We start from the raw sequence: 25,342 nt of genomic DNA, 5'->3' as shown, positions 1-25,342 counted from the left end.
CGCTAAGAGCCGCCGGTGACCAGGTTCCGCTCCAGAGGTGAACGACAGGTGAACGAACCCGGTCCGAACGGATTCGTCTGGCCGATCACACCTGGGGGGCGTGCGTCTCGATCGCCACGATCCCCGATCCGGGGTTGGTGGCCGAGAGATGGACCACGGAGAACGCACCCGGCTCGAGGGCGGAGGACTCGCCCAGATAGGAGCCCTTCACCGTGCCCGTCGCGAGGGCGATCTCGTGCATCAGCTCGGGCAGGACGGGCCGGTGCGAGCACAGCACGGCGGACTTGCGCGCGCGCACCCGCTTGCCGACCAGCGTCCGCGGATCCGCATCGCCGGCATCCCAGGCGTCCTGCGAGATCGTCGAGGTGCGGTGGATGTCGCGGCGCAATGCTTCCGCCAGCGGTGCGACGGTGTCGACGCAGCGCACCGCGTCGCTCGAGTACACGCGCCGCACGCCGAAGGCGCGGAGCGGTCCGACGATCGACTTCGCCTGCTTCTTGCCGCGACCGGCGAGGGGACGCTCGGCATCCGCTCCCGACCATTCCTCCCGCGGCGTCGCCTTCGCGTGACGGAGGACGACGAGGGGGAAGGTCTCGAGCACGCCGTCGTCGACGAGGCGCAGGAAGTTCTCCAGGATCTCCACGTCGACCGGGTAGCTCATCTTCGCGAGGGCTTTTCGCGCCGGCATCCATTCGACTGCGGCGATCTCGCGATTCGGGACGAACGCCGATTCGCGGATGGCCTTCCCGGTGGCCTGCGCGCTCCAGTAGTGCACGATCTTCGTCCGCTTGCTGGGCATGCGGTACGTCGAGACGCCGACGGGGACCCCGAGGTTGACGCGGATGCCGGTCTCCTCGTGGATCTCGCGCACGGCAGTCTCGGCGAGCGTCTCGCCGGGATCGACCTTGCCCTTCGGCAACGTCACATCGCGGTACTTCGTGCGGTGGATGGCGAGGACGAGGAGCTTGCCGTCGAGCATCCGCCACACCACGCCGCCTGCGGCGTAGACCGCGGTCTCCGTCATCGCACCGCCCGCTGGCGTCGCCGACGGAGCACCGCCGCCATGGTCTTCTCCTGCAGGTCCACCAGCGGCGTGCCGTCGGCGGCCAGGTGATGACGCGTCCACTCGCCCTCGGAGCCGAGGTGCCACGAGCTGGTCGAGTCGTCCATCGCGAGGTCGAACAGCTCGATGAGCTCGTTCACGTGGGCGGGCGCGGTCACTCGTACGAGCGCCTCGACGCGGCGGTCGAGGTTGCGGTGCATCATGTCGGCGCTGCCGATGAAGACCTGCGGCTCGCCGCCGTGGCCGAACGCGAAGATCCGGGAGTGCTCGAGGTAGCGACCGAGGATCGAGCGGACCGTGATGTTATCGCTCACCCCGGGCAGATCGGTGCGCAGCGAGCAGATGCCGCGCACCCACACGTCGACCTTCACCCCCGCCTGGCTGGCGCGGTACAGGGCGTCGATGATCTGCTCGTCGACCATCGAGTTGACCTTGATGCGCACGTACGCGGGCTTGCCGTCGAGCGCATTGCGACGCTCGGCGTCGATGAGACGCAGCAGCCCCTTGCGCAGGTGGAGGGGAGCGACGAGGAGCCGCTTGAACTTCTTCTCGATCGCGTACCCGCTGAGCTCGTTGAACAGACGGGTGAGGTCGCGACCGACCTGCTCGTTCGCGGTGAACAGGCCGTAGTCCTCGTAGATGCGACTCGTCTTCGGGTTGTAGTTGCCCGTGCCGATGTGGCTGTAGCTGCGGAGCGCGCCGTCTTCTTCTCGGATGACGTGCAGCAGCTTGCAGTGGGTCTTCAGGCCCACGAGGCCGTAGACCACGTGAACGCCGGCCTTCTCGAGCGTGCGCGCCCAGCCGATGTTCGCCGCCTCGTCGAAGCGCGCCTTCACCTCGACCAGGGCCAGCACCTGCTTGCCGTTCTCGGCCGCGTTGATGAGCGCCTCGACGATGGGGCTGTCGCCCGAGGTCCGGTAGAGGGTCTGCTTGATCGCCAGCACGTGCGGATCGCGCGCGGCCTGCTGCAGGAACGAGACGACGCTCGTCGTGAACGACTCGTACGGGTGGTGGACGAGGATGTCCTCCTTGCGGATGGCCGCGAACAGATCCGCCCGGCCGTTCTGCTCCGCGGGCTGGAACGGTGTCGCCGTCTTCGGCACGTGCGCCGGGTAGCGCAGGTCGGGCCGTTCGATCTGCGACAGCGAGAACAGGCCGCGGAGGTCGAGCGGGGCGGGCAGACGGTAGACGTCGTTGTCGGTGATGTCGAGCTCGTCGAGCAGCAGCGACAGCGTCACGTCGTCCATGTCCTCGGTGATCTCGAGGCGGATCGGCGGGCCGAACCGGCGACGCAGCAGCTCGGCCTCGAGCGCCTGGATGAGGTTCTCGGTCTCATCCTCCTCGATGACGACGTCCTCGTTGCGGGTGAGGCGGAACGTGTGGTGCTCGAGGATCTCCATGCCGGGGAAGAGGTCGCCGAGGTTCTCGGAGATCAGCTCTTCGAGGGGGAGGTACCGGACGGTGTTGCCGTCCTTCCGGACCTCGACGAGTCGCGGCATCATCGGGGGCACCTTCAGACGCGCGAACTCCTGGCGGCCGGTGCGCGCGTTGCGGATGCGGATCGCGAGGTTGAGCGAGAGTCCCGAGATGTACGGGAACGGGTGCGCCGGGTCGACCGCAAGCGGCATGAGGACCGGGAACACCTGCGAGGAGAAGTAGTCGTAGAGGATCTCGCGCTCCTCGTCCGAGAGGTCGGCCCACGAGACGACCTCGATGCCGGACTCGGCGAGCGCGGGACGCACCTGCTCCGACCAGACCGCGGCGTGTCGCTCCTGGAGGGCGTGTGCGGCGGTCGCGAGGTCGGTGAGCACGTCGAGCGGTGCGCGCCCCACGTTGGTGGGGATCGCGAGTCCGGTGAGGATGCGGCGCTTCAGTCCGGCGACCCGCACCATGAAGAACTCGTCGAGGTTGCTGGCGAAGATCGCCAGGAAGTTCGCGCGCTCGAGGGTCGGCAGGTTCGGATCCTCCGCCAACTCCAGAACCCGCTGGTTGAAGGCGAGCCAGCTGAGCTCGCGGTCGAGATAGCGGTTGTCGGGGAGCTGCGAGTCGTACGCTTCGACGACGTCATCGAAGTCGTCGTCGTCCGCGTCGCCCAGTCCGGAGTCGTGAACCTGGGTGTCGATCATCCCCACATCATTGCAGGGGGACGTGTCCCGTGCGTGAACACGACGAGCGGATGCCGCTGTGTCGCGCTCAGGCGGGGGAGCCTGGCAGCTGCTCGTCCTCGTACACGTTGAAGCGGTAGCCGACGTTGCGGACCGTCCCGATGAGCTGTTCGAGGTCGCCGAGCTTGGCGCGCAGCCGCCGCACGTGGACGTCCACGGTCCGGGTGCCGCCGAAGTAGTCGTAGCCCCAGACTTCGCTCAGGAGCTGTTCGCGGGTGAAGACGCGGGACGGATGCGTCGCGAAGAAGTGCAGGAGCTGGAATTCCTTGTACGTGAGGTCGAGCGGTCGGCCGTGGACCTTCGCGGAATAGGAGGACTCGTCGATCGTGATGCCGGAGGTCTGGATGCGGGTCGAGACCTGCTCCTTGGACACGCGCCCCACGGCGAGGCGGATCCGGGCATCGACCTCAGCGGGGCCGGCGGCCACGAGGATGACGTCGTCGATGCCCCAGTCGGGCGAGACGGCGGTCAATCCGCCCTCGGTCACGACGAGGATGAGCGGTGCATCGTGCCCGGTGGTCGTGAGGATCTTGCAGAGCGACTTCGCTCCGACGAGGTCTTTCCGCGCGTCGACGAAGACGACGTCTGCGTGGGGGGCGTTGACGAGCTGCGCCGCCTCTGCAGGGATCTGCCGGACGCGGTGGCTCAGCAGTTCGAGAGCGGGCAGGACGGAGTCGCCGCCGGCGGCGGAGCTCAGAACGAGCAACTGTGCCAAGGGGGACCCTCCGGTGCGGACTCGGAACCGCGTCTCATCTTAGGGGTAGCCCCGGTGCCGCCTGCGCCGCGTCCCTGCGCACCGCCGGGACGTGCGCAACAATGGGGGGATGACCTCGCCCGAGATCCTTCCCCGCTCGCGGGCCGCCGGTGTCATCGCCGTCTGGGTGGCGGCGGCTCTCATCGCCCTGGCCATCGGGATCTTCGTCGAACCGGACTGGCGCGGGGCATGGCTGCTCGTGGGCCTCGGGCTCTCCTTCTTCCTGGCTTTCGCCGTCCAATTGGCGACGGGGCGCTCGCAGGGCTTCATCCTCCGGATCTCGGCCAGTGTGCTCGGCGCGCTGGTGGTCATGGGGCTGCTGGGCGCGGGCTTCGCGCTGGCCGAACTCCTCGCCTCGGTGTGACCGCGTCGTCCGCCGACCGTGAGGCCGCATCCGGCCGCTAAAGTGGACGGCATGGATCTCGTCGCACTCGAACTCTTCTTCGTCGGGCTGCTCGGCCTCGCATCGCTCGCGATCGCGTTCGTGTCCGGCGTCGTCGTCTGGAACCTCTACCGCGGTCAGCGCTGAGCTCGTGATCGATCTGCCGACGGACCTTCCGGCTGATCTGGTCCCGCTCTCCTGGTTGCTGGGTGTCTGGGAAGGCACCGGCGTTCTCGAGTACGACGCGCAGGGCCGGACGATGTCGGGTGAGTTCTCGCACCGCGTGAGCTTCAGCCACGACGGCGACGACGCCCTGAACTACTCGGCGACTGCCTGGTTCGAGGATGCCGACGGTAACCGCACCGACCTCGTCGCCGAGACCGGCTACTGGCGCCTCTCGCGTCCTGCGACCGAGGCGGACGCCGGTCCCGCGCTCCTTCCGGCCCTCGCCCCTCGCTCCGAGCCGCGCTCCGTCCATGACGTCGAGGAGCTTCGCACCGAGGCGGGCGGCTTCGAGATCACGGTGGCCCTCGTCCACTCCGACGGGATCAGCGAGCTCTACCTCGGTCAGGTCCGCGGACCTCGGATCGACATCGCGACGGACGCCATCGTGCGCCCCGCCGGCGCCAAGGAGTACGCGTCGGCGACCCGGATGTACGGGCTCGTCGACGGGCACCTGCTCTGGGCGTGGGACGTCGCCGCCCTCGGGTCCGCACTCTCGTCGCACGCCTCCGCTCGGCTCGCGAAGGTCCAGTGATGAGCGACGCCTTCGCGGCCGTCCCCGGCGCCGTCGTCGATGACCGGGGCCTCGCCCACCTCGGGAACCCGGTCCGCGAGCAGCGCGAGCTCGCCGCCGGTGCGGCGATCGTGCCCCTTGAGGACCGGGTCGTCCTGACCGTCGCCGGTGAGGATCGGCTCACGTGGCTGGATTCGATCACCTCGCAGGCGCTGACCTCGCTGGCCCCCGCCGTCGGCACCGAGCTGCTCGTGCTCGACCCGCAGGGGCACGTGGAGCACGCGGCATCCGTCGTCGATGACGGGGAGCGGACGTGGCTCATCGTCGACCGGGACCGCGCCCAGGGGCTGCTGACCTGGCTGACGCGCATGCGGTTCCGGCTGCGCGTGGATCCGCAGGATGCGTCGGCCGACTTCGGCGTCGTGGCGGGTACCGGTGCAGCGGTCGGCGTGCTCGGTGCCGCGGTCGTCTGGCGTGACCCATGGCCGAACGTCGGCGTCGGCGGGTGGGGGTACGCGGCGACGCAGCCGCATCCCGGGGCGGACCGAGACTGGGCCGAAGCCGTCGTCCCGCGCGCCGCCTGGGACGATCTCGCCGCGGCGGCCGTCCGCGGCGACGTCCGACTGGCCGGCTACCTTGCGGCCGACGCGCTGCGCGTCGCGGCCTGGCGCCCGAGCGCGAGCGCCGAAGCCGACGGACGCACCCTTCCGCACGAGGTCGACTGGCTGCGCACGGCCGTCCACCTCGACAAGGGCTGCTATCGCGGGCAGGAGACGGTGGCGAAGGTCCACAACCTCGGGCATCCGCCGCGTCGCATGGTCTTCCTCCAGCTCGACGGGTCGGATGCCGAGCTCCCGACCGTCGGCAGCGCCGTCCGCCTCGACGGTGCCGACGTCGGCGCGGTCACCTCGGTCGCCCGTCACCACGAAGAAGGTCCCATCGCGCTGGCGATCGTGAAGCGCTCGGTGCCCGTCGACGCCGCACTGACCGTCGAGGTCGGCGACGGCGAGGTCGCTGCCGCGCAGGAGGTCGTCGTGCCACCGGATGCGGGGCGCGCGGCATCCGTCCCTCGTCTGCCCCGACTCTCCCAGCGCCGCTGACGATGACGGGGGAACCGACCGCCACGGCTCCGGTGCCCACCGTCCGGAAGTATCCGCGGGAGGGCTGGGCGCGCCTGCGCGGGTCGGCCGTCGCGATCGTGCAGTTGGTCGTCGCCGCGAGCGCTGCGTTCTCGATCGCGCATTACGGGCTGGGGCATCCTGCCCCGCTGATCGCGGCGACCGTCACGATCTCGAGCCTCGGCCTGGTCCGCGACGCCCGGCCGTGGCGGGTGCTCGAGACCGTCATCGGGATGGTGCTCGGCGTGTTCGTCGCGGAGCTCGTCGTCGTCACCGCCGGGAGCGGCTGGTGGCAGCTGGCACTGACGCTCGCGGTGAGTCTGTCGATCGCCCGGTTCGTGTCTCCGCAGGCGGGGTTCGCGATCGCGGCGGCGATCCAGTCGATCATCGTCGTCGTCGTACCGGCGCAGGTGCCGTTCCTCCGTCTTCTCGACGCCCTCATCGGCGGGGCGATGGCCCTTCTGGTGACCGCCCTCATCCCGCGGAGCCCTGTCCGCACCGCGCTGACCGACGCGGCCCGGCTGTTCGACGCGTTCCAGGGCGCGGCGGGCACCGTCGCGCAGGGGCTGCGTCGCGGCAGTCGTGTGCGCGCGGAGCGCGGGCTCGAGAAGGCGCGGAGTCTGCAGACGCTCGTCGACGACTGGCGGACGTCCGTCGAATCCGGCATCGCCATCGCGCGCATCTCGCCGTTCCTCCGGCGGCAGCGGTTCGAACTCGCACGCTACGAGCGGATGCGGATCAGCATGGACCTCGCGGTGCGAAACCTCCGCGTCGTCGCCCGTCGTTCGGTGTACCTCGTCGACGACGGTCGCACGCGCGACGTCGCAGCGGATCTGCTCCTCGACCTCACGCGTGGCGCCGATCTCCTGCAGTCCTCCCTGACCGACATCACCTTCGAGCCCGCCGCGCGCGAGCTGCTCACCGCCGTCGCCGCCCGCCTCGACCCGGTGGCGCTCGTGCCCGACGGTTCGCTGGGCGATCAGACTCTCGTCACCGCGCTTCGCCCTCTCGCGACCGATCTCCTGTGCGCGGCCGGGCTGAGCCCGGCCGACGCGAGGGCGCTGCTCCCGCGAGTGTGACACGCACACCGCGTCACCGCGGTGCGACGGCCTCCCGCACCCCGTCACCGCGGTGCGACGGCCTCCCAGGGCACGGTGAACTCACCCAGCCGCCAGCGCGAGCGCGAGCCGATCGGCCAGCCGGCGCCGGCCAACGCCTCGAGAGTCGAGCGCCATCGCTGGACGGGACCGAACGACGAGGCCGCGACGGCGCGCGTCCACTCCCGCTCGAGCGCATCGATCACCTCGTGCACGCGCTCGCCGGGGACGTTCCGATGGATCAGCGCCTTCGGCAGACGCTCGGCGGCGATCGCGGGGGAGTCGAGCTCCGCGAGTCGCAACGAGATCGTGAGGCTGCGGGGTGCGGCATCCGGTCCCACTTCGATCCACGTCGAGATGCGCCCCAGCTCGTCGCACGTCCCCTCGACGAGCATGCCGTCGGGACGCAGTCGCGCCGCCATTCGTGCCCACGCCCCGGGGACGTCCTGCTCGTCGTACTGCCGCAGCACGTTGAACGCTCGGATGACGGCGGGCCGACGGTCTCCCGGCACCGGCACCTCGAAGCCACCGCGCGCGAACGACACCCGCGCGTCCGGGGCGAAAACCCCGTCGCCGGCTCGCACGCGCGCGAGCTGCTCCCGCGCCCGAGCGACGCGCGCCGGTTCGATCTCGAGCCCCAGCACCTCGACGTCGGGCCGAGCGTGGCGGAGCCTCGCCTCGAGCTCGAACGCGGTCACGCCGCTCGCCCCGTAGCCGAGGTCGACCACGAGCGGATCCGCCGTCCGTCGCAGGATCGGATGCCGCGCGATCCAGCGGTCCACACGGCGAAGCCGGTTGGTGTTCGTCGTCCCTCGGGTCACCTGCCCCACGACCGGCTCGGAACGCGTCATGACCCCATGATCCCATCGCCTGCGCCGGTAGGATTGCGAGCATGACAGCCCCCTACACGTTGATCCTTCTTCGGCACGGTCAGAGCGAGTGGAACAAGTCCAACCAGTTCACCGGCTGGGTGGACGTCCGCCTCACCGACCAGGGCAAAGCGGAGGCCCAGCGCGGCGGCGAGCTGCTGAAGGAGTCGGGCCTGCTCCCCGACATCCTCCACACGTCGGTGCTGTCGCGAGCCATTCAGACCGCCAACATCGCGCTCGACGCGGCCGACCGTCTCTGGGTCCCGGTCAAGCGCTCGTGGCGTCTCAACGAGCGTCACTACGGCGCGCTGCAGGGCAAGGACAAGGCCCAGACCCTCGACGAATTCGGCGAGGAGCAGTTCATGCTGTGGCGCCGGTCGTTCGACGTGCCGCCGCCGGACATCTCCGACGACGACCCCTACACGCAGGTGGGCGACGTCCGGTACGCCGGCATCGACGGCGAGGTTCCGCGCACCGAGTCGCTCAAGATCGTCATCGACCGTCTGCTTCCCTACTGGCAGAGCGAGATCGTCCCCGACCTGAAGTCCGGAAAGACCGTCATGGTCACCGCCCACGGCAACTCGCTGCGCGCACTGGTAAAGCACCTCGACGGCATCAGCGACGACGACATCGCCGAGCTGAACATCCCCACCGGCATCCCGCTGGTGTACCGCCTCGACGAGAACCTCGAGCCCCTCGGGCCGGGCGAATACCTCGACCCCGAGGCCGCCGCCGCCGGCGCCGCCGCGGTCGCCTCGCAGGGCAAGAAGTAAGCCGCACACCTCGGAAGACACGAAGAGCGGATGCCTCGCGGCATCCGCTCTTCGTCGTCCGGGCGGACCCGGAGCGAGATCAGACCTCGGCGTCGACACCTTCAGGGTCGGCCGCCCACGTGCCGGTCGCCAGGTATGAGACCTTCTTGGCGACGGAGAGGGCGTGGTCGCCGAAGCGCTCGTGGTAGCGCGAGGCCAGGGTGGCGTCGACCGTCGCGGAGGCCTCGCCCTGCCAGTTGTCGCTCAGCACCTTCTCGAAGACGGCGAGGTGCAGGGCGTCGAGCTGGTCGTCGAGTTCGTGGAGGCGGTTCACGAGCGAGAGGTCCTCGGTGCGGAGGAGATCGGCCAGTGTGCGGGCCACCTCGGTGTCGATCTCGCCCATCTTCGTGAACGTGTTCTTGAGCCCCTTGGGGACGGCGCGCTCTGGGAAGCGCATGCGCGTCAGCTGGGCGATGTGCTCCGCGATGTCGCCCATCCGCTCGAGCGACGCGCTGACGCGGAGCGCGGCGACGACGATGCGCAGGTCGCGCGCGACCGGCTGCTGGCGGGCGAGGATCTCGATGGCGAGCTCATCGAGCTCGATGGCCCGGTCGTCGATCACCTTGTCGTTGTCGATGACCTCTTCGGCCAGGGCGACGTCGCTCGTCGCGAAGGCGCGGGTCGCCTGCTCGATCGCGACGGTGACGAGGTCGGAGATCTCGACGAGACGGGTCTGCACGTCCTCGAGGGACTGGTGGAAAACTTCGCGCATGGAGCACCTTCTCTTCGTGCGGGCGGGTGAGGGGCGCGACCTGTCGCGCGGAGACCTCGGCGATCCTCCCGCGCTCAGGTTAACGGTCGGTGCCGACACGGTGAACAGTCGGCGGTGCGGGGCGCACGGCCCGATATCCGTCCGATTGCGGGGGTGCGACCACCTTACGCTGGGGGCATGGATTCGACGCAGCTCGAGCTGCTGGCGCTCGTCGTGGGGCTCCTGGTCGGCGCCGGCGCCGTGGGCCTCGTCGTCTACGCCGTACGGGCGCGAGAGCGCACCCGACTGGTGACGTCGACGGATCTGCCGGAGGGCACGGCCTCGGTCCTGCAGGGGATGGATGACGCGGCCGTCGTCGTCGATCCGTCGATGCTCGTCCTCGCCGCGTCGGCGACCGCCGAGGTCTTCTCTCTGCGCGTGAACGACAGCCTGGACTCGGATCGACTGCGCCTGCTGGTCCGGAACGCCCGTCAGACGGGTCTTCCGGCCTTCGAGAACATGACGCTCAAGCGTGGCGTCGAGCCGCGTGTCGTGGCTGCCCGCGCCAGTGTCATCACCCCGCGGCTCACCCTCATCGTCATCCGCGACATCACCGAGCGCGAACGTGTGGAGCAGATGCGGCGCGACTTCGTCTCGAACACGTCCCACGAGCTGAAGACGCCGGTCGGCGCGGTGACGCTGCTGGCCGAGGCGATCGAGTCGGCCTCGGACGACCCGGAGCAGGTGCGTCACTTCGCGCGCCGTCTCAGCGCCGAGGCGAATCGCCTCGGACAGCTCACCTCCCGCATCATGAACCTGTCCCGCCTGCAGTCCGCCGACGAGATCGCCGAGATGCGCGACGTCTCGGTCGACGAGGTGGTGCGGTCGGCCATCGAGTCGCAGGCGGTCACCGCCGAATCCGCCGGCATCACTGTCGCGCGCGGCGGCGACAAGGGCTTGTTCGTCCGCGGCGATCCGCAGATCCTCACCGAGGCCGTCAGCAATCTCCTCGCCAACGCGATCGCCTACTCGCCGGCGGGAGCGCAGGTGGGCGTCGGGGTCCGCACGGCGGACGGAGCGGTCGAGATCGCCGTGGCGGACCACGGCATCGGCATCCCCGAAAGCGATCAGCAGCGCATCTTCGAGCGGTTCTACCGCGCCGACCAGGCACGATCCCGCCGCACGGGCGGGACGGGCCTCGGTCTCTCGATCGTGAAGCACGCCGTGCAGCGACACGGCGGCTCCGTCGAACTGTGGTCCCGCCCCGGACGGGGGTCGACTTTCACCATCCGCCTGCCTCTCGTCGCCACCTCCGAGCTCACCATCCCCCGCAAGCACAAGAAACCGAAGAAGACCGGCGCGAAGGCGCCCGCCAGAAGGAACGCACCATGACCCGAGTCCTGATCGTCGAAGACGAACCCGACCTCGCCGACCCGTTGGCCTACCTCCTCCGTCGGGAGGGTTTCGAGGTGGAGATCGCCGAGGACGGCGGCCTGGCCCTCGACGCCTTCACGTCCCGGGGCGCCGACATCGTCCTCCTCGATCTGATGCTCCCCGGGATGCCGGGAACCGAGGTGTGCCGCGTCATCCGATCCACCTCGAAGGTGCCGATCATCATGCTGACGGCCAAGGACAGCGAGGTCGACATCGTCGTCGGTCTCGAGCTGGGGGCGGACGACTACATCACGAAGCCCTACTCCTCGAGGGAGCTGCTGGCGCGCATGCGGGCGGTCCTCCGCCGCAGCGAGAGCGACGACCTCGACGTCGACGACCGCGTCATCGAGGGGGGTCGGGTGACCCTCGACATCGACCGTCACACGGTCTCCGTCGCCGGCAAGGAGATCTCCATGCCGCTGAAGGAGTTCGAGCTGCTCGAGCTCCTCATGCGCAACGCCGGCCGTGTCCTCACCCGCGGGCAGCTCATCGACCGAGTGTGGGGGAGCGACTACTTCGGCGACACGAAGACGCTCGACGTGCACATCAAACGCATCCGATCGCGGATCGAGGAGAACCCGAGCGAGCCGGTCATGCTTCTGACGGTACGCGGCCTCGGATACCGATTCGAGTCCTGACCGCGCTCGACATGAAGAAGGCCCCCACCGCAGCGGTGGGGGCCTTCTTCATGTGCTCGCGCGGGTCAGCTCGCGGGCGTCGCCGTCGCGGCCGGGGTCGGCACGAACTGCGTGTAGTAGGGGAGCGTGCCGTCCAGGATCGGCACGCTGATGCGAACGCCTTCACCCTCGCCGGACTGGAAGGACACGTCGACGTTCGCGCCGGGCTTGCCCACGTCGTCGAAGAGCATGGCGGCCGAGTCGACGCCGAGCGAGACGGACGAGTTCGCACCGACCTCGAGCTTCTGCGCCTGGCCGTCGATCGAGACGTTCAGCGTCAGGTCGTCCTCGGTGCTGTTGACGACGGCGGCGACCAGGTTGCCGAGCGTGCCGTCCTCGTTCGCGATGATCAGAGCGTTGCGCACCTTGAGCGGGCCGGAGTCGGGGACGTTGACGCCGTCGGACGCGGAGTACTGGATGGTCGTCGCCTGCGGTGCCAGCATGTTGCAGCCGGTGGTGCCCAGAACGACAGCAGCGCCCAGGGCGAGGGACGCGATGAGACGCGATTTCACGGATCCTCCAGATGACACGAACGGCGACCCTCTCATCCTATGGGGTCGCGGCGAGGGCGTCGGGCAGGAGGGCGGCGAACTCTAGCGTATGTCGCCTGTGGTATTCTGGAGGTTGCCGAAAGGACACAACTGCATGCTTTTTGAGGTTGGCGAAACCGTCGTCTATCCGCACCATGGCGCTGCGACCATCATCGAGGTCAAGGATCGCGTCATCAAGGGCGAGACGAAGAAATACCTGAAGCTCAACGTCACCCAGGGAGACCTCATCATCGAGGTCCCCGCGGACAACGTGGATCTCGTGGGCGTCCGTGACGTGATCGGGAAGGACGGGCTCGAGAAGGTCTTCGACGTCCTTCGCGCTCCCTTCACCGAGGAGCCGACCAACTGGTCGCGTCGCTACAAGGCGAACCTCGAGAAGCTCGCGTCGGGTGATGTCATCAAGGTGAGCGAGGTCGTGCGCGACCTCTGGCGCCGTGATCAGGACCGCGGTCTCTCCGCGGGTGAGAAGCGGATGCTCGCGAAGGCGCGGCAGATCCTCATCTCCGAGATCGCCCTGGCTCTGAAGGCCGACGAGGAGAAGGCATCCGCCGTCCTCGACGAGGTCCTCGCCTCCTGAGACGTCGACAGAACGGCCGGCCCACCAGCCGGCCGTTCTTCGTTGTCCGGGCGCATTCCGATGCGGAGTGAGCAGGGGACCGGCATGATGAGGCGGTGACCACCCGCGCCGCGCCCGCCGCCGTCGACCTCTCACGCCGCGATCTCACGCTCGATCTCGCGCGGGTCGTGTGCGTCCTGTTCGTCATCGTCGTCCACCTCGTGCAGGTGGGGATCGGCCCCGGACCGGACGGCGGCCTCGTGGCATCCCGTCCCGCCGAGGAACAGCCCTGGTTCAACGCCGCGACCTGGGTCGGGCAGATCATGCCGCTGTTCTTCGTCGTCGGGGGTTTCGCCGCCGCGACCGGATGGCGGTCGTGGACGACGAAGGGCGGGGATGCCGCGGGCTTCATCCGCACCCGCACGCTCCGACTCGCTCAGCCGGCCCTGCCGCTGTTCCTCTTCTTCGCGATCGTCCTCGGCGTCGCGACCGCTGCCGGTCTGCCGCCGCAGTTGGTGGCCGACGCCGCGATCGGCGCGGGATCGCCCCTCTGGTTCCTCGCGGCGTATCTGCTGTGCCAGGCCGCGGTTCCGTTCCTCGCCGCGTGCCACGCGCATCGTCCCGTCCTCACCCTCGCGGTCCTCGCCGCCGGGGTCGTCCTCGTCGATGCGGCCCGTTTCTCGATCGGCATCCCCGAGATCGGTCTCCTCAACCTGCTCTTCGTGTGGCCGCTCGTCCAGCAACTCGGGTTCTGGTACGCGGACGGATGGTTCGACCGTCGGCATCCGCTCGTCCTGGTCGGCGTCGCGGCCGCGTGCTACGCGGCGCTCTGGCCGCTCACCGCGATCGGGCCGTACTCGGCGAGCATGCTCGGCAACCTGAACCCTCCCACCGTGCCGCTGGTCGTGTTGGGCGTCGCGCAGGCGTGCATCCTCCGGCTGCTGAAACCGCTCCTCACCCGCCTCATGTCGCTCCGGCCGATGCAGGGTGTCGTCTTCGTGCTGGGGTCGCGCCTCATGACGATCTACCTGTGGCACCTGCCCGTCATGCTCGCTCTGACCGGCCTCAGTCTGCTGATCCCGGGAGCGGCTCCGACTCCGGCCTCCGCGGAGTGGTGGTGGTCGCGACCGGTCCTGTTCGTCGCGGTGCTCGGGGTGCTCCTGGCGTTGTCGCTCGCGATCGCGAAGTGGGAGGCTCTCGGCACGCTCGGTCCCACCCCGCATCCGATCGTCGTCGGCCTCGCGTGGGTGTGCGCCTTCCTTCCGCCGTTCGCGGTCATGGAGTGGTTCCTCGATCTGCCGATCGCCGCGGTCGGCGCACTCCTCCTGGGCGTCGCCGTCCTGCTCCTGCGCCGCCGTCCGTCGCCCGATCGCTCGGTACGCTCGAAGGCATGAGCATCATCCCCGTTCCGCGTGTGGCCGTGATCGTCGTCGCGGCGGGATCGGGGACGCGTCTCGGAGCAGGGTCGCCGAAGGCCTTCGTCGGCATCGACGCGCACACGATCCTCCGTCACGCCCTGCGCGGCGTCTTCGACGCTCCCGAGGCGCAGGTGATCGTCGTCGCCCCGGACGACCGCGTCGGCGACGCCACGACGGAGGCCCTGGGCGCGGCCGGTGGGCGCCGTGATCTGGTGTCGGTGGTGGCAGGCGGGGCGACGCGTCAGGAATCGGTCGCGGCGGGCCTCGCCGCGGTCTGGGCGGATGTCGAGATCGTGCTGGTCCACGATGCGGCGCGGGCGCTCACCCCGCCGGACGTCTTCGCGCGCGTGATCGACGCCGTCGCGGAGGGTTCGGACGCGGTCATCCCGGTCCTCCCGGTCGTGGACACGCTCAAGCGCGTCGCGGACGATGTCGTCGTGGAGCCGGTCGACCGCTCCGTCCTCGCCGCGGCGCAGACGCCCCAAGGGTTCCGACGCGCGGTCCTCGACGGCGCGTATCGGGATGCCGCAGCCGACCACACCGACGATGCGGCCCTCCTGCAGTCCGCCGGCACGCAGGTGCGTACGGTGCCGGGAGACGAGCGAGCGTTCAAGATCACGACGACCGCCGACCTGGACCGCGCCCGCGCGCTCGTCGAGCCGGTCCCTCGCGCCGCGTCGCCGGCCTCGCCCTTGATCCCGCGCGTCGGGATGGGGACGGACGTGCACGCGTTCGGCGGTGACGACACGCTCTGGCTGGCCGGTCTGGAGTGGCCGGGCGAGCCCGGGCTCAAGGGGCACTCCGACGGGGATGCCGTGGCCCACGCCATCGTGGACGCGGTTCTCGCCGCGGCCGGGCTCGGCGACATCGGCACGCATTTCGGGACGGCTCAGCCCGAGTACGCCGGGGCGCACGCGGCGGCGTTCCTCGCGCGGACGCGCGCCCTCGCAGCCGAGGCGGGGTGGGTGGTCGGCAACGTCAGTGTCCAGGTGCAGGCCAACCGTCCGCGCTTCGCCGCCCGCCGGGTCGAAGCCGAGCGAGTGCTCTCCGAAGCCCTCGGGGCACCGGTCTCGGTGTCGGCGACCACGACTGACGGGCTCGGTTTCACCGGCACCGGCGACGGTGTCGCGGCCTTCGCGGTGGCTGTCGTCTTCCCCGCCTGAGCGGACGGATCAGAGCGCCCGCGTCATGAACGTCGACGCCGGATCGGGCAGGTAGTCGCCGAACGCAGGGCACTCGATGAACCCCTCGCTGGCGTACAGCGTGCGCGCGGCCAGGAAACCGGCATCCGATCCCGTTTCGAGCCACACCCGGGTGAGCCCGCGCGCCCGAGCATCGGTGAGGATGTGGCGGAGGATCGCGCGACCCACACCGGTGCCGAGGTGGGCGGCGGCGACGCGCATCGACTTCAGTTCGCCGTCGGTCTCGCCGAGGAGTGCGAGGGCACCGATCCCGGCGAGTTCTCCGCCGCGCCAGGCGGACCACACCGTGACGGACGGCTCCTGCAGCTGCGCGACACCGAGCGCGTGGACGCTCTCGGCGGGGCTGAGTTCGTGCATGCCCGCCAGGTGCTGCCGGACGAGTGCGACGGATGCCTCCCCGGTGAGGTCGTCCACGCGGATGTCGAGATCCTCGGGCGCGGCCACCTCAGGCCTCCACGGCGTACGGTCGAGGGTCGCGAGGGCGGCGGGACCCCCACGCGAGCGTCGCGAGTCCGACGGCGAGGACCGCGAGGCCTGCGACGGCGAGCGGTGACAGGGTCTCGCCGAGCGCGGTGACGCCCAGCACGGTCGCCGTGAGCGGTTCGGCGAGGGTCAGTGTTGCCGCGGTCGCCGCCGTCAGACCCTGCAGTCCCCAGGTGAAGAGCGCGTAGGCGACGGCGATCGTCGCGAGGCCGAGCCACAGCGCCATCGCGATGCCGGGGGGCGTGAGGGCCCACGACAGATCCACGAACGGGATGACGGCCGCGCACACGAGCGCAGAGCCGACGCCCATGGCTCCGACGACGGTGAAGGCTTCCCAGCCGGCGTCGAGCAGACGACGCTGGGCGTTCGCGATCACCGCGAAGCACGCGCCCGCGCCGACGGCGGCGGCGAGGCCGAGCGCGTCGACACCTCCCGTGCCGCCTCCGCCTCCGAGGCCGAGCAGGACCACCCCGATCGCGGCGAGGGCGGTCGCGGCCATCCACAGGGGCGACGGCACACGGCGCGAGAGGATCCATTCGAGGATGCCGGCCAGCACGGGCGCGGAGCCGAGCGCGATGACCGTGCTCACGGCGACACCGTTCGTCTGCGTCCCGAGGAAGAAGAGGGGCTGGTAGAGGCTGAGAGCCACTCCGGTGACGGCCATCAGAGTGAGCGGTCGCCAGGACGGGGCGGGCCGCGGCCCGTGTGGCGCCCGGCGGCGATGGGCGGCGGCGAGCCCGAAGGCCAGGACGGCCAGGGCCGTCCCGCCGACCACCGAGCGCGCGACGCCGACGGAGAGCGCGGACGCCCCGTCGGGGCCGAGTGCTCGGGCGGTTCCAGTCGTCCCGAACAGGAGGGCGGCGGCCAAGACGGCGAACACGTGCAGCACCCGTCCTTTCTATCGCCTCGGAGCGGGCTCGGATGCCACCCCCCGGTAGCATGGACCGGTGACGGTTCGGCTCTACGACTCCCAGGCTCAGGCGCTGCGCGACTTCGCGCCCGCCGACCCCGAGAACGTCACGATGTACGTCTGCGGGCCGACGGTGCAATCCGGCCCGCACATCGGCCACGTCCGCGCGGCGCTGAGCTTCGACATCCTCCGCCGGTGGCTCGCGCACCGGTTCGGCCGGGTCACCTTCGTGCGGAACGTGACCGACATCGATGACAAGGTCCTCGCGAACGCGAGCGACGCCGAGCCGTGGTGGGCACTGGCCTACCGGATGGAGCTCGAGTTCTCGCGCGCGTATGCCGCGGTCGGCATCCTGCCCCCGACGTACGAGCCGCGGGCGACGGCATCCATCCCGCAGATGCAGGAGCTCATCGAGCGCCTCATCCAGGCGGGGCACGCGTACGCCGCCGCCGGCGACGTGTACTTCGACGTGCGCTCCTGGCCGCAGTACGGAGCCCTCACGCACCAGTCGGTCGACGCCATGGAGTCGGCCGCCGACGCCGATCCGCGCGGCAAGCGGGACCCGCGCGACTTCGCGCTCTGGAAGGGGACGAAGGCCGACGAGCCCGCGGATGCCGCATGGGACTCTCCCTGGGGCTCAGGACGACCGGGCTGGCACATCGAGTGCTCGGCGATGAGCCGCCGTTACCTCGGCCCGGAGTTCGACATCCACGGCGGTGGCCTGGACCTCCGCTTCCCGCACCACGAGAACGAGCTCGCACAGTCGACCGCGGCCGGTGACGCTTTCGCCCGTTACTGGGTGCACAACGGTCTCGTCACCGTCGGCGACCAGAAGATGTCGAAGTCGCTCGGCAACTTCCTCCTCGCCGACGACGTCCTCCGCGACACCGACCCGCTCGTGGTCCGTTACGCGCTCATCTCGGCGCACTACCGCTCGAACCTCGACATCACCGAGTCGACGTTCGCCGAAGCGGATGCTGCGCTCGGCCGCATCCGCTCGTTCCTGCAGCGCGCCATCCGCGCCGGTGACGGATCCGTCGGGTGGTTCGCGGGAGCGGACCTTCCGGCCGAATTCGCGGCCGCGTTGGACGACGACCTCGGCGTGCCGCAGGCTCTCGCGGTCCTCCATGAGACGGTGCGCCGCGGCAACGCGGCCCTCGACGCGGGGGATTCCGTCGCCGCGGACGACGCGCTCCGTCAGGCGACGGCGATGACCCGCCTCCTCGACATCGACCCCATGGATGCGAAGTGGTCGGGGGTAACGGCGCAGTCCATGGCCACCGCCCTGCACCGCCTCGTCAGCACCATGATCCACCAGCGCGCGGACGCCCGCGCGACGAAAGACTGGGCGGCAGCCGACCGCATCCGCGACGCGATCGCGGCGGCCGGTGTCGTCCTCGAAGACGGTCCCTCGGGGACCCATTGGAGTCTGAACAATGGCTAAGCCTGGAAACCCCTCCGCGGGACGTGGCAAGAAGGGCCCCACGAAGGGGACCGGCGGCAAGAACAAGCGCTCGCTCGAGGGGCGCGGCCCGACCCCCAAGGCCGAGGACCGCGCCTGGCACCCCGCCGGCAAGCGCAAGGCCGCCAAGGAGCGCTTCGTCGCGGCGGGCGGCAAGCCGCAGATCCGCCAGACCACGGGCGGCCGCGCGCCCAAGGCGAAGTCCGGGGACGACACCGAGACCGTGACCGGGCGCAACAGCGTCCTCGAGGCCCTCCGCGCCAAGATCCCGGCGACCGCGTTCTACATCGCGCAGCGCGTCGAGATGGATGACCGCGTCAAGGAGATGCTCTCCATCGCGACGAACCGCGAGATCCCCGTCCTCGAGGTCACCCGACAGGAGCTCGACCGCATGGCCGGCTTCGACGGCGTCCACCAGGGCGTCGCGCTCAAGGTCCCGCCCTACGAGTACGCGCACCCGCAGGACCTGCTCGAGCAGGTCATCGAGCGCGGCCAGCTTCCGCTGTTCGTCGCCCTCGACGGCATCACCGACCCCCGCAACCTCGGCGCGATCATCCGCTCGACGGCCGCGTTCGGCGGACAGGCGATCATCCTGCCGCAGCGGCGTTCGGCGGGCGTCAACTCCGCCGCGTGGAAGACCAGCGCCGGTGCTGCCGCCCGCATCCCGGTGTCGATCGCCCCGAACCTGACGACGACGCTCAAGGAGTTCAAGAAGCAGGGTGTCTTCATCCTCGGTCTCGACGGCGGCGGCGACGTGTCGCTCCCCGCGCTCGAGCTGGCCGACCGTCCGGTCGTCATCGTCGTCGGCTCCGAGGGCAAGGGGCTTTCGCGCCTGGTCACCGAGACGTGCGACCAGATCGTGTCGATCCCCATCAACGCGGCGACCGAATCGCTGAACGCCGGGATCGCGGCATCCGTCGCGCTCTACCAGGTGTCCACCCTCCGGGCCGCGAGCGAGTGACGCATCTCCGCCGCCGCTGGGCGGACGGATAGCGCGACCACAGGGAGACGGGTAAGACTGGCACTCGACTGTCCGACCGCAGGAGAGGAACCATCATGACCCGTATCGCCGTCATCGGAGGCACCGGCTACGCCGGCAGCAACATCGTCGCCGAGGGTGTCCGTCGAGGGCACACCGTCGTCTCCGTCGCGCGCAAGGTCCCCGCCGATCGGATCGAGGGGGCGACCTACATCGAGGGCACGATGCTCGACGCCCCGGCCCTCGCGGCCGAGCTCGACGGAGTCGACGTCGTCGTCTTCGCGACCTCGCCCCGTGGTGACATGGTCGGCAAGATGCGCGAGGCCGTCGACGGCGTCATCGCGACCCTGCCGCTGTCCGTGCGCGTCGGTGTCATCGGCGGAGCCGGCGGCAGCCTTGTCGCCCCGGGCGGGCCGCGCGTCATCGACAGCGGCTTCCCCGAAGAGATCAAGCCCGAGGCCATGGAAGCCATCGGCATCCTCGAGGACCTCCAGGCCGACACGAGCGGCCGCGACTGGTTCTACATCCACCCGGCCGGCGGCTTCGGCGCCTGGGCACCGGGGGAGCGCACCGGCTCGTACCGCACCGGGGGCGACGTGATCGTCACCGACGACAAGGGAGAGTCCTTCATCTCCGGCGCCGACTTCGCCGTCGCCGTCCTCGACGAGATCGAGTCGCCCGCGCACGTACGGGAGCGGTTCACCGTCGGGTACTGACGCCGGTCAGACGAGATCGCGCCAGTCGACCTCGTCCTCGTCGTCGTCGCTGACGGGCACGTCGGACGTGATGACCGGGAGTGCCGTCGTCTCGGTCGGCGGGCCCATCACAGTCGCCTCGTCACGGCGGTGCCGCAGCACGCCGTCGATGTAGGAGGACAGGACCTCCGCGATCGGGATCGAGCGCCCTCGCGCCTGCGACATGTACCACCGGTGCTCGAGCACCTGATGGAACACCTCGGCAGGCTCGAGCTTGCTGCGCAGCTCCCAGGGGATCGCCTTGACGACGGGCTCGAAGACGCGGGTGAGCCATTCGTGGGCGACCATCTCCTCGTCGCTGCCGAGACGTGAGACGCGCGCCGCGAACTCGTCGAGGTCGTTCAGCAGCCGCCGGGCCTGGTTCTCTTCGACATCGAGTCCGGTGAGTCGCAGCAGCCGACGCTGGTGGTGGCCGGCATCCACGACCTTCGGCTGGATGAGGACCTTCGTGCCGTCGGCAGTCTCGTCGATCGACATCTCGCCGATGTCGAAGCCGAGGCCGTTCAGGCGCTGCACGCGTTCGGTGATGCGCCAGGTCTCGTTCGCCGCGAACGTCTCGGTCTCGGTCAGGGCACTCCACAGCGACCGATAGGACGACATGATGCCGTCGGCGATCGCGACGGCATCGACGCCGCCCTCGAGTCGGCCGCCGGCCTCGAGATCCATGATCTCGCCGGCGATGTTCGTGCGCGCGACGTCGAGGTCGTGCTCGCGCTGACCGCGAGTCAGCCCGCCCTCGTGCAGCTCACCCGTCTCGGCGTCGACGAGGTACGCCGCGAAAGCCCCGGCATCCCGTCGGAACAACGTGTTCGACAGCGACACGTCGCCCCAGAAGAAGCCGACGTTGTGAAGACGGACGAGGAGCGCTGCGAGCGCGTCGACGAGACGCGTCGCGGTGTCGGGGCGCAGCGTCTGGGTGAAGAGGGCTCGGTAGGGGAGGGAGAAGCGCAGGTGCGCTGTCACGAGGGCAGCCGGGAGCGGCTCGCCCTTGGAGGTCCGCCGACCGTCGATCACGGCGACGCGACTCACGCAGGGGACATCGAGACGCCCGAGCGACCCGAGCATCTCGTACTCGCGTCGAGCCATCTCGGCGGTGGTCTCCTTCACCGCGACGACGCGGCCCGACAGGCTCGCGAAGCGCACGAGGTGACGGGAGAGTCCCTTGGGGAGTGAGACGATCGCGTCGCTCGGCCACTCGCCGAGGGGCGTCGACCATGGCAGGGCGAGAAGCCCGGCGTCGACGCTGCTGGCGGTGATGCTCAGGGAATGGACCACGCGGGAACCTCCGACTCACGCACCGCGGCGCGGGAGGTCCGGAGACCCACCCGCGCCGCGGTCCTGCTGATGATGACGATCAGGCCGAGACGACCGGCTTGTCGTTGAGGCGTTCGCCCGACTCGATGTCGAACGCGTGCACGTGGCCCGGCTTGGCGGCCAGGGTGACCGTCTCGCCCGCGTTCGGGTGGTTGCGGCCGTCGACGCGAGCGACGATGTCGGTGCGCTTGCCGTTGATGTCGACGTGGCCGTAGAGGTAGCCGTCGGCGCCGAGCTCCTCGACGAGGTCGACCTGGACCGCGAGGCCCTTGCCGTCGGCGGGACCGACCTCGATGTCCTCGGGGCGCACACCGACCGTGACCTGGCTGCCGTTGGCGCGGCCGACCGTGTCGCGGTCGAGGGGAACGACCTCGGAACCGAAGCGGATGCCGCCCTCGGCGAGGTCCGCCGGGAACAGGTTCATGGCGGGCGAGCCGATGAAGCCGGCGACGAACACGTTGTTCGGCTTCTCGTACAGGTCACGCGGGGTGCCGACCTGCTGCAGGAGGCCGTCCTTCAGGACCGCGATGCGGTCACCCATCGTGAGGGCCTCGGTCTGGTCGTGGGTGACGTAGACCGTGGTGACGCCGAGGCGACGCTGGAGCGACGCGATCTGCGTACGGGTCTGGACTCGGAGCTTCGCGTCGAGGTTCGACAGCGGCTCGTCCATGAGGAACACCTGGGGCTGACGCACGATCGCGCGACCCATGGCGACACGCTGACGCTGACCACCCGAGAGAGCCTTCGGCTTGCGGGTCAGGTACTCCTCGAGGTCGAGGAGCTTGGCGGCCTCGAGGACACGCGATGCACGCTCCTCCTTGCCGACACCGGCGATCTTGAGCGCGAAGCCCATGTTCTCGGCGACGGTCATGTGCGGGTAGAGCGCGTAGTTCTGGAACACCATCGCGATGTCGCGGTCCTTCGGCGGGACGTCGGTGACGTCGCGGTCGCCGATCCGGATCGAGCCGGAGTTGACCTCTTCGAGGCCCGCGAGCATGCGGAGCGAGGTGGACTTACCGCAACCGGAAGGGCCGACCAGGACGAGGAACTCGCCATCGGCGACCTCGAGGTTGAGCTTGTCGACCGCCGGGCGGGTGCCACCGGGGTACAGACGGGTTGCGTTGTCGAATGTGACGGACGCCATCGTTTCTTCTCCTTCACCGGCAGGTACGTGCCGGACGATCCGTAGTGAAGCGAGCGGGGGGACTCCCCGCACACCCATCATCGGGTGCGTGTTCAGTATGCCACGGTCGCGCCCGGGGGAGGGATGCGGTCTCGTCAGCCTTTTTCCAGCGCGTCTGACTAACATCGGAGCGTGCGCCACCCCCGGGCGCCGGGCCCGTTGGCCGCACCACAGAATTTTCCCGAGGTTTCATGTCCACCGATTCCGGCGACACTCCGTCATCCGCGACCGACCGTCGCGAAGCCGTGCGCGAGAAGGCGAAGCGCGTTCACGTCCGACAGTCGCGCGCACGCCTGGCCCGCCGCATCTCGCTCGGCGTCCTCGCCACGGGTGCTGTCGCCGCCGTCGCCGCCGTGGTCGTGTGGTCGGTCACGTCGACGATGGGCGGGCGCGACCTGACGCCCGAGACGGCCAGCTCGGACGGGTTCGCCGTGAGCGACGTCACCGGAGTGGCATCCGAGCAGGGCGCCATCGACGACAGCGCCGTCGAAGCCACGCCGGGTTCGGATAAAGCGGCCACACCGGCACCGACGGCATCCGCTACGGCGCCCGTCGACATCCGGGTCTACGTCGACTACCTCTCTCCGGGCGCCCGTGAATGGCAGCTCGCGAACGTCGACCAGCTGACGACGTGGGTCGACGAGGGAGCGGCGACGCTGAGCTACCACCCCGTCTCGATGCTGACGGCCAAGTCGAACGGCACGAAGTACTCGCTGCGCGCCGCGGCCGCCGCCGCCTGCGTCGCGACCCACGACGAGAACGTGTTCTTCGCCTACAACACCGAGTTGCTCACGCGGCAGCCCGCCATGGACACCGACGGCTTCTCGGACGTCGAGCTCGCCGATCTCGCGCAGGCCGTGGGCGCGGGCGACCCCGACACTCTCCGCTCGTGCATCGAGGACGGCGACTACGTCCAGTGGGCCAAGGACGCCACCGAGCGCGCCATCGCCGGAATCCCCGACACCGACGGACTGCAGCTCACCGGGACCCCGATGATCCTCGTCAACGGCCAGCCGTACATGGGCGCGTTGAAGGATGCCGCGGAGTTCTCGCAGTTCGTGCTGACGAGCGCCAGCGACGCGTTCTACACGGACCAGACCCCGACCCCGACGCCCGCCGCTCCGGCGACCCCCGCCGCACCCGCCACGCCCGAAGGCTGACCCCGCGGCCCGGTTAGACTGGGCCCTCTGCCGGCTTGGCGCAATTGGTAGCGCACCGTACTTGTAATACGGGGGTTGCAGGTTCAAGTCCTGTAGCCGGCACCGACGACACGTCACGCGAGAGAGCCCCCGCTCCTGTTCAGGATGCGGGGGCTCTCTTCGTGCGACGGCTCAGTAGATCTGCGCGTCCGGGACATGCTCACCTCGTCGCGGGTGGCACAGCCGCTCGGTCAGTCCTGGTCGGGGTCGGCGCTTTCGCGCGTCGTGACCCGGACCTCGGCGATCCGTCGACGATCGAGCGCCGTGACCTCGATGGTCGCGCCGTCGACCTCGATCGCGTCGCCGACGACGGCGAGGCGGCCGAGCCGCTCCATGACGAATCCGGCGACCGTGTCGGACGCTCCGCGGGGAAGCACGATGCCCGTCGCCTCCGAGAAGTCCTGCAGGTTCAGACGTCCGTCGATGATCTCGCGGTCCGCGTCGGGCGCGACCGCGGTGTCGTATTCGTCGAAGATCTCGCCCACGACCTCCTCTACGAGGTCCTCGAGGGTGACGATTCCGTCCGTCCCGCCGTACTCGTCGACCACCACCGCGATCTGGTGCCCTTCGGCGCGCATCTTGGTGAGTGTCGGCAGGACGCGCGCCGTCGACGGGAAGTAGGGGATCGGTCGCACGATGCCCGACAAGGGGGCATCCCGACCCTCGGCGACCGCCTCGAAGAGGTCACGGACGTGCACGAACCCGACGATGTCGTCGATCGAGGTGTCCGCGACGGGGTAGCGCGAGAACGGCAGCTCTCGGGCGTGCGCGACCGCCTCGCCGATGGTCGCGGTGTCGTCGAGCGCGGTGACCTCGGGGCGGGGGCGCATGACCTCGCTGAGTTGACGGCCACGCAACGACAGGACGTCCTCGAGGATGCGGCGCTCGTCGTCGGGCAGCCCTTCGTGACTGGCGACGATGTCTCGGACTTCCTCGTCGGTCATCTCCTCACCCGTCTTGTGCGGGTCGCCGCCCAGCAGACGGACGAGCGCGTTCGTCGAGACGGAGAGCAGCCAGATCACCGGCCGCATGACCTTCGCGAACCCGTCGAGGACGGGCGCGACGGCGTAGGCGAACTGGGCGTTGCGCTGGATCGCGAGCCGCTTCGGCACGAGTTCGCCGAGCACGAGCGAGAGGTAGGCGATCAGCAGCGTGAGGAGAAGCGTCGCCAACGTCAGGGCGAGTCCCGGATCGGCCCCCAGCGACTCGATGAGGGGGGCGACCGATGGGGCGATCGAGGTGGCGCCGTACGCGGCGGACGCGAAGCCCGCCACGGTCACGCCGATCTGTACGGCGGAGAGGAAGGTGTTCGGGTTGCGGGCCAGACCCGCCACCTTCGCTCCTCGCTTGCCCCGTGCGGCGATCGCGTTGATCTGGCTCTCGCGGAGCGTCACGAGCGCCATCTCGGTGGCTGCGAAGACGCCCCCCACCAGGACGAACACCACGACGAGGGCGATGTTCAGGGCGAGGTCGTTCATCGGGTCTCCTCGATGTCTGCGGCCTCAGTGAGGGGCGTCCGCGTATGGTCGCTG

At 69.9% G+C, this 25,342-nt stretch carries 25 protein-coding genes and 1 tRNA gene; 15 read left to right on the top strand and 11 right to left on the bottom strand.

From position 1 onward, the window contains the following. Positions 1 to 85: 85 nt before the first annotated feature. From BLR68_RS09105 to BLR68_RS09095, 3 genes are all read right to left on the bottom strand, one after another. Positions 86 to 1,024 (bottom strand): NUDIX hydrolase, encoded by a 939-nt coding sequence (locus BLR68_RS09105; protein WP_018187134.1) that lies wholly within the window; start codon positions 1,022 to 1,024, stop codon positions 86 to 88. Next, positions 1,021 to 3,189, bottom strand: a complete 2,169-nt coding sequence (locus BLR68_RS09100) for an RNA degradosome polyphosphate kinase (protein ID WP_018187135.1) — start codon at positions 3,187 to 3,189, stop codon at positions 1,021 to 1,023. Before BLR68_RS09100 ends, BLR68_RS09105 begins: the two co-directional genes overlap by 4 nt. Positions 3,190 to 3,256: 67 nt before the next feature. Further along, entirely contained in the window at positions 3,257 to 3,943 is a 687-nt protein-coding gene (locus tag BLR68_RS09095) for a response regulator transcription factor (RefSeq protein WP_018187136.1), read from the bottom strand. A 109-nt stretch (positions 3,944 to 4,052) separates the two neighbouring features. Between BLR68_RS09095 and BLR68_RS09090 the strand changes: the two genes are divergently transcribed. From BLR68_RS09090 to BLR68_RS09075, 4 genes are all read left to right on the top strand, one after another. Next, positions 4,053 to 4,346 (top strand): hypothetical protein, encoded by a 294-nt coding sequence (locus tag BLR68_RS09090; RefSeq protein ID WP_018187137.1) that lies wholly within the window; start codon positions 4,053 to 4,055, stop codon positions 4,344 to 4,346. A gap of 169 nt (positions 4,347 to 4,515) precedes the next feature. Beyond that, complete coding sequence (locus BLR68_RS09085) at positions 4,516 to 5,121, top strand: nitrobindin family protein (protein WP_018187139.1); 606 nt, start codon at positions 4,516 to 4,518, stop codon at positions 5,119 to 5,121. Further along, on the top strand, positions 5,121 to 6,200 hold the full coding sequence (locus tag BLR68_RS09080) for a CAF17-like 4Fe-4S cluster assembly/insertion protein YgfZ (protein WP_018187140.1): 1,080 nt from the start codon (positions 5,121 to 5,123) through the stop codon (positions 6,198 to 6,200). The genes BLR68_RS09085 and BLR68_RS09080 overlap by 1 nt, the downstream gene beginning before the upstream one ends. Before the next feature lie 2 nt (positions 6,201 to 6,202). Further along, positions 6,203 to 7,297 carry an FUSC family protein gene (locus BLR68_RS09075; protein ID WP_026302891.1) on the top strand — a complete coding sequence of 365 codons (1,095 nt, stop codon included), beginning with the start codon at positions 6,203 to 6,205 and terminating at the stop codon, positions 7,295 to 7,297. Between the two features lie 44 nt (positions 7,298 to 7,341). On the opposite strand, the gene BLR68_RS09070 is transcribed toward BLR68_RS09075, so the two are convergent. Continuing rightward, positions 7,342 to 8,166, bottom strand: coding sequence for a class I SAM-dependent methyltransferase (locus BLR68_RS09070; protein ID WP_018187142.1), 825 nt, complete (start codon positions 8,164 to 8,166; stop codon positions 7,342 to 7,344). Between the two features lie 41 nt (positions 8,167 to 8,207). Here BLR68_RS09070 and BLR68_RS09065 point away from each other — a divergent pair, with 41 nt between their 5' ends. Next, the gene (locus tag BLR68_RS09065) at positions 8,208 to 8,957 is read left to right on the top strand and encodes a phosphoglyceromutase (RefSeq protein WP_018187143.1); all 750 of its coding nucleotides are present in this window, start codon (positions 8,208 to 8,210) and stop codon (positions 8,955 to 8,957) included. 79 nt (positions 8,958 to 9,036) lie between these two features. On the opposite strand, the gene phoU is transcribed toward BLR68_RS09065, so the two are convergent. After that, positions 9,037 to 9,708 (bottom strand): phosphate signaling complex protein PhoU, encoded by a 672-nt coding sequence (gene phoU, locus BLR68_RS09060; protein ID WP_018187144.1) that lies wholly within the window; start codon positions 9,706 to 9,708, stop codon positions 9,037 to 9,039. Between the two features lie 177 nt (positions 9,709 to 9,885). Between phoU and BLR68_RS09055 the strand changes: the two genes are divergently transcribed. Then, positions 9,886 to 11,079 carry a sensor histidine kinase gene (locus BLR68_RS09055; RefSeq protein ID WP_018187145.1) on the top strand — a complete coding sequence of 398 codons (1,194 nt, stop codon included), beginning with the start codon at positions 9,886 to 9,888 and terminating at the stop codon, positions 11,077 to 11,079. Next, positions 11,076 to 11,759 carry a response regulator transcription factor gene (locus BLR68_RS09050; RefSeq protein WP_018187146.1) on the top strand — a complete coding sequence of 228 codons (684 nt, stop codon included), beginning with the start codon at positions 11,076 to 11,078 and terminating at the stop codon, positions 11,757 to 11,759. Before BLR68_RS09055 ends, BLR68_RS09050 begins: the two co-directional genes overlap by 4 nt. A 65-nt stretch (positions 11,760 to 11,824) precedes the next feature. Here BLR68_RS09050 and BLR68_RS09045 read toward each other — a convergent pair whose 3' ends face one another. Further along, complete coding sequence (locus tag BLR68_RS09045; RefSeq protein ID WP_018187147.1) at positions 11,825 to 12,310, bottom strand: hypothetical protein; 486 nt, start codon at positions 12,308 to 12,310, stop codon at positions 11,825 to 11,827. A gap of 133 nt (positions 12,311 to 12,443) precedes the next feature. Here BLR68_RS09045 and BLR68_RS09040 point away from each other — a divergent pair, with 133 nt between their 5' ends. The 3 genes from BLR68_RS09040 to ispD all read left to right on the top strand — a co-directional run bounded on the left by BLR68_RS09040 (position 12,444) and on the right by ispD (position 15,486). Then, positions 12,444 to 12,926 carry a CarD family transcriptional regulator gene (locus BLR68_RS09040; RefSeq protein ID WP_018187148.1) on the top strand — a complete coding sequence of 161 codons (483 nt, stop codon included), beginning with the start codon at positions 12,444 to 12,446 and terminating at the stop codon, positions 12,924 to 12,926. 95 nt (positions 12,927 to 13,021) lie between these two features. Then, positions 13,022 to 14,299, top strand: a complete 1,278-nt coding sequence (locus BLR68_RS09035) for an acyltransferase family protein (RefSeq protein ID WP_018187149.1) — start codon at positions 13,022 to 13,024, stop codon at positions 14,297 to 14,299. Beyond that, positions 14,296 to 15,486 carry a 2-C-methyl-D-erythritol 4-phosphate cytidylyltransferase gene (gene ispD / locus BLR68_RS09030; RefSeq protein WP_018187150.1) on the top strand — a complete coding sequence of 397 codons (1,191 nt, stop codon included), beginning with the start codon at positions 14,296 to 14,298 and terminating at the stop codon, positions 15,484 to 15,486. The genes BLR68_RS09035 and ispD overlap by 4 nt, the downstream gene beginning before the upstream one ends. Before the next feature lie 9 nt (positions 15,487 to 15,495). Here ispD and BLR68_RS09025 read toward each other — a convergent pair whose 3' ends face one another. After that, complete coding sequence (locus BLR68_RS09025; protein ID WP_018187151.1) at positions 15,496 to 15,969, bottom strand: GNAT family N-acetyltransferase; 474 nt, start codon at positions 15,967 to 15,969, stop codon at positions 15,496 to 15,498. A 1-nt stretch (position 15,970) separates the two neighbouring features. Continuing rightward, positions 15,971 to 16,897, bottom strand: a complete 927-nt coding sequence (locus BLR68_RS09020) for a DMT family transporter (RefSeq protein ID WP_018187152.1) — start codon at positions 16,895 to 16,897, stop codon at positions 15,971 to 15,973. A 58-nt stretch (positions 16,898 to 16,955) separates the two neighbouring features. On the opposite strand from BLR68_RS09020, the gene cysS reads away from it, so the two are divergent. The 3 genes from cysS (at position 16,956) to BLR68_RS09005 (ending at position 20,075) form a co-directional block, all read left to right on the top strand. Beyond that, positions 16,956 to 18,362, top strand: a complete 1,407-nt coding sequence (gene cysS, locus BLR68_RS09015) for a cysteine--tRNA ligase (protein WP_018187153.1) — start codon at positions 16,956 to 16,958, stop codon at positions 18,360 to 18,362. Next, complete coding sequence (rlmB, locus tag BLR68_RS09010) at positions 18,355 to 19,341, top strand: 23S rRNA (guanosine(2251)-2'-O)-methyltransferase RlmB (protein WP_018187154.1); 987 nt, start codon at positions 18,355 to 18,357, stop codon at positions 19,339 to 19,341. Before cysS ends, rlmB begins: the two co-directional genes overlap by 8 nt. A 95-nt stretch (positions 19,342 to 19,436) precedes the next feature. After that, the gene (locus BLR68_RS09005; RefSeq protein ID WP_018187155.1) at positions 19,437 to 20,075 is read left to right on the top strand and encodes an NAD(P)-dependent oxidoreductase; all 639 of its coding nucleotides are present in this window, start codon (positions 19,437 to 19,439) and stop codon (positions 20,073 to 20,075) included. Between the two features lie 6 nt (positions 20,076 to 20,081). On the opposite strand, the gene BLR68_RS09000 is transcribed toward BLR68_RS09005, so the two are convergent. Together BLR68_RS09000 and BLR68_RS08995 are read right to left on the bottom strand one after the other, a co-directional pair. Then, positions 20,082 to 21,389, bottom strand: coding sequence for a DUF4032 domain-containing protein (locus BLR68_RS09000; protein ID WP_018187156.1), 1,308 nt, complete (start codon positions 21,387 to 21,389; stop codon positions 20,082 to 20,084). A 79-nt stretch (positions 21,390 to 21,468) separates the two neighbouring features. Further along, the gene (locus BLR68_RS08995; protein WP_018187157.1) at positions 21,469 to 22,572 is read right to left on the bottom strand and encodes an ABC transporter ATP-binding protein; all 1,104 of its coding nucleotides are present in this window, start codon (positions 22,570 to 22,572) and stop codon (positions 21,469 to 21,471) included. 230 nt (positions 22,573 to 22,802) lie between these two features. Between BLR68_RS08995 and BLR68_RS08990 the strand changes: the two genes are divergently transcribed. Together BLR68_RS08990 and BLR68_RS08985 are read left to right on the top strand one after the other, a co-directional pair. Then, positions 22,803 to 23,771 carry a DsbA family protein gene (locus tag BLR68_RS08990; RefSeq protein ID WP_018187158.1) on the top strand — a complete coding sequence of 323 codons (969 nt, stop codon included), beginning with the start codon at positions 22,803 to 22,805 and terminating at the stop codon, positions 23,769 to 23,771. Positions 23,772 to 23,800: 29 nt separating this feature from the next. Beyond that, positions 23,801 to 23,873, top strand: a tRNA-Thr gene (locus tag BLR68_RS08985). 128 nt (positions 23,874 to 24,001) lie between these two features. On the opposite strand, the gene BLR68_RS08980 is transcribed toward BLR68_RS08985, so the two are convergent. Then, on the bottom strand, positions 24,002 to 25,288 hold the full coding sequence (locus tag BLR68_RS08980) for a hemolysin family protein (RefSeq protein ID WP_018187159.1): 1,287 nt from the start codon (positions 25,286 to 25,288) through the stop codon (positions 24,002 to 24,004). Positions 25,289 to 25,342 lie beyond the last annotated feature (54 nt).

This window comes from Microbacterium sp. 77mftsu3.1, from assembly GCF_900100525.1.
Taxonomy (GTDB): Bacteria; Actinomycetota; Actinomycetes; order Actinomycetales; family Microbacteriaceae; genus Microbacterium; species Microbacterium aquilitoris.
This window is presented reverse-complemented; position numbering and strand designations above follow the sequence as displayed.